The organism is Citrobacter sp. wls827 (assembly GCF_005280875.1).
GTDB lineage: Bacteria > Pseudomonadota > Gammaproteobacteria > Enterobacterales > Enterobacteriaceae > Citrobacter > Citrobacter youngae.
The window spans coordinates 260,135-263,959 of record NZ_SZWR01000010.1 but is presented as its reverse complement, the minus strand read 5'-3'; the positions used below and the strand labels follow the sequence as shown (position 1 = coordinate 263,959).

Sequence of the window (3,825 nt, the reverse complement as noted above, 5' to 3'; positions counted from 1 at the left end):
CCTACAACGACGCCCGATCCCGTCATCCAGGATCGGCGGTGCTGAATTTACTCAGCTTCTTCGTGTTTTTCGGCTTTCGCACTTTCATTCTTGGCGTTGCGGGTCATCCACAGCGCCAGTGCCTTCAGTGAGTCCGGTGTAAATTCATCACAGCGCGCGGTAATTTCTTCCGGCGTCAGCCAGCACACTTCACTAATTTCTTCTTCCTGCAGCGCAAACGGTCCGTGAGAAACGCAGCTAAACAGCCCGCCCCAGACGCGACAGTTCTGGTCTTCAAAATAAAACTGACCGTGCTCGGCAAACGGGACACCGGCAATGCCCAATTCTTCTTCAGCTTCACGACGCGCGGAGTCCAGAAGCTGCTCATCAGCCTGAACAACCCCCCCCGCGGTAGCATCCAGCATACCGGGCATAAAGTCCTTTGTCTCAGTGCGACGCTGAACCAGAATTTTACCCATACCATCGTGTACAACGATATACGTTGCACGGTGGCGCAAGCATTGTGCCCGCATTTGTTCCCGGCTGGATTGTGCGATGACTTCATTGTCTTCATTCACAATATCCACCCATTCAGTACTTGCCAAACGACGCTGTTCCACCATCAGGAAACCTTCTTTTTTCTAGCGCTCTTACGGCGCGTTTACGTTTGTGGGGTAACTTACGGATTAATCTCGACCTGCGCAATAATACTTTGATCATTGAGTGCCATCACGCTGAGAACATTATCATCCAGAATCCCGTAGCTTGCCGTAAATCCCCCTTTCGGGATGCTTACCGAACCGGGGTTAAACTGGTAGATATCCCCACGTCGCTCTGCCACCGGCAGATGCGTATGTCCATAAACCAGCACATCGCCGGCGTTGAGCGGTGGTAAGTTATCCGGACCAAAAAGATGTCCGTGCGTCAGAAAGAGTCGCTGGCTGTCAGTCAGAATTTGCTGCCACGGCGCGGTTATTGGAAAATGCAGAAGCATCTGATCCACTTCGCTGTCGCAATTACCACGTACCGCAATTATCCGCGACGCCTGCTCATTCAAACGCTCGGCGACCTGCGCTGGCGCGTAGCCCTCTGGCAGCGCATTACGCGGCCCATGGTTCAATACATCGCCCAGTATCACCAGCCATTGCGCACCGCTTTGGGCAAACCGTTCAAGTACGCATTCCGTAGCCGGCAACGAACCATGAATGTCCGATGCGAACATCAGTTTCATCACTCACCCCTCGTTGAAAAATACCTTTCAATGATACTGGATTACGTCCCTACTTTCAGCAGGAACGCTTCGCTGAAAGCGCGATAAAACGTTGTACCGAAGCGCGTTGCCACTGGAAGGTGGCATACTCTGCGAGCTGTTCTGGTACATCATCGCCATTCAGAACCAGTCGATTAAGCATTAGCGCTAAATCGCTGTCTGCGATACACCATTCACCAAACAAATTCTGCTTACCGTGCGCCAGTAAACTGCCCGCCGTGGCAAACAATTTTTCCGCACTGGCCCTTCCTGCTTCCGTCAACGGACCTTTCTTCACGCCAGCAAAAACCACATCCGTCGAACGCTCTTCCCGGATAGGCATCAGATCGCTACGGAGCCAGGCCTGAACCTGGCGGGCGCGAGCCCGTTTTTGTAGATCGTGCGGATAAATGCGCTCCCATTGTGGTGGAGCGAAACGCTCTTCCAGGAACTCGGCAATCGCCGAGGATTCACTCAGTTCAAAACCGTCAATGTCAAGAACCGGTACGCGCCGCGTCAGCGCATACCCTTGCCATGAAGGTTGCAAGTGTTCGCCACTATTGAGGTTGACAGTTCTCAGCGTAAAAGGCAGCCCTTTCTCTTGCAGAGCGACATAAACAGACAGTACATAAGGGGAGAAAAAGTTGGCATCTGACCACAGCGTAATTGCAGGTTTGCTCATAATGTCCTCTGAAGTGTATTGGCTTTCTTTCAAAATATAGAGTCTTTCTCTCGCTGTCACTTGATGAAAACTCACACACGTCGGCAGCTTCTATACTTGTAGTGACCCGGTTCATGACAAAACGGACGCTGAAAATGATCGACCTTTACTACACTCCATCGCCAAACGGGCACAAAATCACACTGTTTCTCGAAGAGGCGCAGTTAAAATACCGTCTGATTCATGTAGATATCAGCAGAGGCAGCCAGTTCCGCCCTGACTTTTTGCTGATTTCACCGAATAATAAAATTCCGGCCATCATCGACTGCGCCCCGGAGGATGGCGGAAAACCCATTAGCCTGTTTGAGTCTGGCGAGATTTTACTCTACCTGGCGGAAAAGAGCGGTAAGCTACTCAGCGGCGAATTACGCGAGCGCCACACCACGCTGCAGTGGCTCTTCTGGCAGGTTAGCGGACTTGGGCCAATGCTGGGACAAAATCATCACTTCAGCCACTTCGCACCGCAGACTATCCCCTACGCCATTGAACGGTATCAGGTGGAAACCCAGCGACTGTACAACGTCATGAATAAACGCCTGGAAATATCACCCTGGCTGGGTGGCGATCATTACAGCATTGCCGACATTGCCTGCTGGCCGTGGATTAATCTCCATCAGCGCCAGCGTATCGACCTCGACAACTATCCGGCGGTCAATAACTGGTACGAACGTATCCGTACTCGTCCTGCAACAGAACGGGCGATGCAGCAAGCGCAGAGCGAGAAAAGTTAACGCGATTCGGTTCTCGTGTATCATGAAAAGGTTCATACATGGAGGAAACCTGCAATGTCACAACCTGACGCAATTATTCGTATAAAAAACCTTCGTCTGCGCACTTTTATCGGCATTAAAGAAGAAGAGATCCTGAACCGACAGGATATCGTCATCAATATTGCCATCCACTATCCAGCAGACAAAGCCCGGACCAGTGAAGATATCAACGATGCGCTGAATTATCGCACCATCACCAAGAGCATCATTTCGCACGTTGAGAGTAACCGCTTCTCATTGTTGGAAAAATTAACGCAAGATGTGCTCGATATCGCACGCGAACATCACTGGGTCACTTATGCTGAAGTGGAGATCGATAAACTTCACGCATTGCGTTACGCCGACTCCGTTTCCATGACATTGAGCTGGCAGCGCTAAACGTAACCCGGGAGGCGACATGCAGATTCTGATTACCGGCGGTACTGGCCTGATTGGACGTCATTTGATCCCCCGCCTGCTGGAACTGGGGCATCAGATTACCGTAGTGACACGTACTCCTGATAAGGCTCGTCAGATTCTGGACTCCCGGGTCACGCTTTGGAAAGGGCTGGAAGAGCAGCAAAACCTCGATGGCGTTGATGCTGTCATCAATCTTGCCGGAGAGCCTATCGCCGACAAACGCTGGAGCGCTGAGCAAAAAGAGCGTTTGTGCCAGAGCCGCTGGGGGATTACGCAGAAACTGGTCGATTTAATCAAGGTCAGCAACACGCCGCCTGCCGTACTCATCTCTGGTTCCGCTACGGGATACTACGGCGATCTGGGTGAAGTCGTTGTGACGGAAGAAGAACCGCCACATAATGAATTCACCCATAAGTTGTGCGCCCGCTGGGAACAAATCGCCAGCGCTGCGCAAAGCGACAAAACCCGCGTATGTTTGCTGCGTACTGGCGTTGTATTGGCCTCTACAGGCGGGATCCTCGCAAAGATGGTTCCACCGTTTCGTCTGGGGCTTGGCGGTCCTATCGGCAATGGGCGTCAATACCTGGCCTGGATCCATATTGACGATATGGTCAACGGGATTATCTGGCTGCTGGATAACGATCTGCGCGGTCCCTTCAATATGGTTTCGCCATACCCAGTTCGCAATGAACAGTTCGCCCATGCGC

Annotated in this window: 6 protein-coding genes; 3 read left to right on the top strand and 3 right to left on the bottom strand. The window is 51.9% G+C overall.

Annotation, left to right across the window (positions count from 1 at the left end):
• Positions 1-47: 47 nt before the first annotated feature.
• The 3 genes from yfcD to yfcF are packed head-to-tail and all read right to left on the bottom strand — an operon-like array spanning position 48 to position 1,910.
• Positions 48-602, bottom strand: a complete 555-nt coding sequence (yfcD, locus tag FDX03_RS04655) for an NUDIX hydrolase YfcD (RefSeq protein WP_048211064.1) — start codon at positions 600-602, stop codon at positions 48-50.
• Positions 603-658: 56 nt separating this feature from the next.
• Positions 659-1,210, bottom strand: coding sequence for a phosphodiesterase (yfcE, locus tag FDX03_RS04650; protein WP_048211063.1), 552 nt, complete (start codon positions 1,208-1,210; stop codon positions 659-661).
• A 55-nt stretch (positions 1,211-1,265) separates the two neighbouring features.
• Complete coding sequence (yfcF, locus tag FDX03_RS04645) at positions 1,266-1,910, bottom strand: glutathione transferase (RefSeq protein ID WP_115643129.1); 645 nt, start codon at positions 1,908-1,910, stop codon at positions 1,266-1,268.
• A gap of 134 nt (positions 1,911-2,044) precedes the next feature.
• Here yfcF and yfcG point away from each other — a divergent pair, with 134 nt between their 5' ends.
• The 3 genes from yfcG to FDX03_RS04630 all read left to right on the top strand — a co-directional run.
• Positions 2,045-2,680, top strand: coding sequence for a GSH-dependent disulfide bond oxidoreductase (gene yfcG / locus FDX03_RS04640; protein ID WP_048211061.1), 636 nt, complete (start codon positions 2,045-2,047; stop codon positions 2,678-2,680).
• Between the two features lie 54 nt (positions 2,681-2,734).
• Positions 2,735-3,097, top strand: coding sequence for a dihydroneopterin triphosphate 2'-epimerase (folX, locus tag FDX03_RS04635; protein ID WP_005129505.1), 363 nt, complete (start codon positions 2,735-2,737; stop codon positions 3,095-3,097).
• A 19-nt stretch (positions 3,098-3,116) separates the two neighbouring features.
• A partial coding sequence (locus tag FDX03_RS04630) for a TIGR01777 family oxidoreductase (RefSeq protein ID WP_249356987.1) occupies positions 3,117-3,825 on the top strand: 709 nt, incomplete at its 3' end.

What these genes read in the sequence shown, in the direction of transcription:
- yfcD (WP_048211064.1), bottom strand. Translation starts at nt 602, where the DNA reads ATGGTGGAACAGCGTCGTTTGGCAAGTACTGAATGGGTGGATATTGTG.
- yfcE (WP_048211063.1), bottom strand. Translation starts at nt 1,210, where the DNA reads ATGAAACTGATGTTCGCATCGGACATTCATGGTTCGTTGCCGGCTACG.
- yfcF (WP_115643129.1), bottom strand. Translation starts at nt 1,910, where the DNA reads ATGAGCAAACCTGCAATTACGCTGTGGTCAGATGCCAACTTTTTCTCC.
- yfcG (WP_048211061.1), top strand. Translation starts at nt 2,045, where the DNA reads ATGATCGACCTTTACTACACTCCATCGCCAAACGGGCACAAAATCACA.
- folX (WP_005129505.1), top strand. Translation starts at nt 2,735, where the DNA reads ATGTCACAACCTGACGCAATTATTCGTATAAAAAACCTTCGTCTGCGC.